Source organism: Bacteroidota bacterium (assembly GCA_018698135.1).
Taxonomy (GTDB): domain Bacteria; phylum Bacteroidota; class Bacteroidia; order CAILMK01; family JAAYUY01; genus JABINZ01.
This window is the reverse complement of record JABINZ010000269.1, coordinates 1-2512: the sequence shown is the minus strand read 5'-3', so window position 1 is coordinate 2512 and position 2512 is coordinate 1. Positions and strand designations below refer to the sequence as shown.

The 2512-nt window shown below is 34.7% G+C and carries 2 protein-coding genes; one reads left to right on the top strand and one right to left on the bottom strand.

All coding sequences use genetic code 11. The features are described 5' to 3' along the window. Positions 1-394: 394 nt before the first annotated feature. A complete protein-coding gene (locus tag HOG71_16680) occupies positions 395-1450 on the top strand; it encodes a hypothetical protein (GenBank protein MBT5992485.1) in 1056 nt (351 codons plus the stop codon). Positions 1451-1790: 340 nt separating this feature from the next. On the opposite strand, the gene HOG71_16675 is transcribed toward HOG71_16680, so the two are convergent. After that, complete coding sequence (locus HOG71_16675; protein MBT5992484.1) at positions 1791-1982, bottom strand: hypothetical protein; 192 nt, start codon at positions 1980-1982, stop codon at positions 1791-1793. Positions 1983-2512 lie beyond the last annotated feature (530 nt).

The following is a 2512-nucleotide window of genomic DNA, read 5'->3' as shown; positions in this document are numbered from 1 at the left end:
TAAGGGACTTACACCCTCTGGAATATTTTCATGCACACTTATGTTTAATTACTCCCAAAAAATTTGTATTTTACGAATTTATTCAGAGCTTTTAAATAGGTGCGCACATGCTCATGCTGGGCACACACAATGTATATAAAAAATAGGCGAAACATCAGTAAATTCAAGGTTTTTGGCTCGTATCAAACCTTGTACAAATCCGAAAGTTTGGTGCTTCGAAATCGCCTACTTTTCATATACTAACCGTTTTAGGCAAAATTAAATCAATACATCTCTACTAATAATGATAAAATTGAAAAGGATAATATTCAGATTAATAATAATTTCTTTTGCATTTGTATTAATCTGTGTTGCAATTACTTCTACAACTGGATTTGAAATACAAAAAAATCCAATGGAACATTTCTTTTCTCAGCACAAAGAAATTGACACTCTTCAATGGAACAAGACAATTCCAAAGGAGTTAATCCATGAAGATATAGATTTTATGGTTAAAACAATTAAGCAAGTTCACCCCAATCCATTTTCCTATATAACAAGAAACAACTTTTATAAAAAAGCTGATTCTGTAAAACAAACTATAACAGATGACATTACAAGACTTGAATTACGACAAACCTTAAACTCCTTTATTAATTCAATTAATGATGGTCATACTCAAATAAAGTTTCCTGAATTATCTGATGAAGAGGATAATAAATCCAATTTCGATAAAGCGCATTCTGATAGTAAGAAGATAAATACATATAAAAAATTAGAAGGAAATATAGGGTATCTTTCTGTGAAGGATTTTGTTATTGATAAAAGGGATTTTTATAATAATGTTGATAGTGTTTTTGCAAGGATTCACAATGATTCTATCGACAATCTAATCATAGACATTAGGAACAATCCTGGGGGTAATTCGGAATTAGCAGATTATTTAATCTCGTGTATATATAGCAAACCTTATAAGGCAAATTCAAAAATTCTTATAAAACGAAGTGAACAATATTATACTTATATGAGAGGATATTTTTCATGGTGGTTTAAACCCTTTTTGATATTTATTAAACAAATAAACGATTATAAACAAACACCTATTGGAAAGGTATATGAAGACATGAAGGGATTTAAAAACCCTAAAAATATCAAGCATAGATTTAACGGGAAAACATATTTGTTGATAAATAAAAATACATTTTCTACGGCTTTAGGTTTTGCAACAGTTATTAAGGATTATGAAATTGGTCATATTATAGGAGAACAAACAAAGTCTGAAGTAAACGAATTTGGTGATATTTATCCATTCGATTTACCCAATAGTGGACTTTGGGTTTGGTGTTCGGCTAAAAGATATATTAGACCAAGTGGAGAGTTGACTATAGGTGGACTTAAACCTGATACATTCTTAGAAGACGTAAATGACAACATTTTAGAATACACAGTGAGAATGATAAATAGTGAATAATAACTTTGCCTAATAAAGTGTCATATGTATGCGGGTTTCAGTGGTTTGTTAGGCTGTAGTTCGTTGTTGCAACACCGCCAATTCGTATTTGACGATTGACGGAAAACATGAAATATTGAATAAACGAATTGGCCTCGTGCGTAATTGAAAGTTTCGTACTTTTAATCCCGCACTACAAATAGTGTGCCGAGAAGCAATGAACGGCAATAAACATTCATTGCATGCTGTAATTGAGATGGTGGAAGTTGCAAACGAGCAACCGACCCACCGAAGTTGTCTTGCAGGAGAGGGCTTCAAACCGCCTAAAGGTGCTTTGGTAAAGAGCCAAGGTGCTGAGCGTTTAGGAAAAGGCTTTGCCACGAGCATTGTCAGGTATGGATAAAGGAGATGAACTAACCGTAACCACTGATGAGGTGTCGAGAAGTGCATACATCCAGTCAAAAGCTACGAAGTATGTGGCGGAGTGAAAAGTAGTATTGAAAAATACTAAATACGGAGGCAACCTGTTTATTTTCCGTATGGCTGGCGTCATTCAGGTGGCATGAACTTTATCTGGGCTTAATTACGGAACTCGGGAACCTGCATGATGATGTAAAGAGAAATGCACAACAGGTACAACCTGAAGGCAGAATATCAAAGCATCATGTAGGGGCGGACTAACTCGTAGTAGTGATGAAGTTCCTGTAATGGGAATGGAGCAAAGGGGTTAGCTAGTTTAAAAATACAATTTGCCAACTTGAAAGAGGATGAGCTTTTATTTGTAGATTAAATTAGAAGAGCCGTATGACGGGAGACTGTCACGTACGGTTCTGTGAGAGGCTTAGGGTGAAATTCCCTTTGCCTACTCGACCACAAACCGTCAGACTGTCTAAAAACTAACTGCATATTGTTAAAAACTCACTCCTATATAAACACTTCAAAAAACATACATTCTGTATCTTCGGGTATGAAATTTATCAAAGGACAAAACAGGGAACAAACCTACCTTTTCCCGGTTTCGCTTGATAGTGCTGTTGATGCTAATAACGAAGTCAGGTTAATCGATATTTTTGTGGATCGTTT

What these genes read in the sequence shown, in the direction of transcription:
- HOG71_16680 (MBT5992485.1), top strand. Translation starts at nt 395, where the DNA reads ATGGAACATTTCTTTTCTCAGCACAAAGAAATTGACACTCTTCAATGG.
- HOG71_16675 (MBT5992484.1), bottom strand. Translation starts at nt 1,982, where the DNA reads ATGACGCCAGCCATACGGAAAATAAACAGGTTGCCTCCGTATTTAGTA.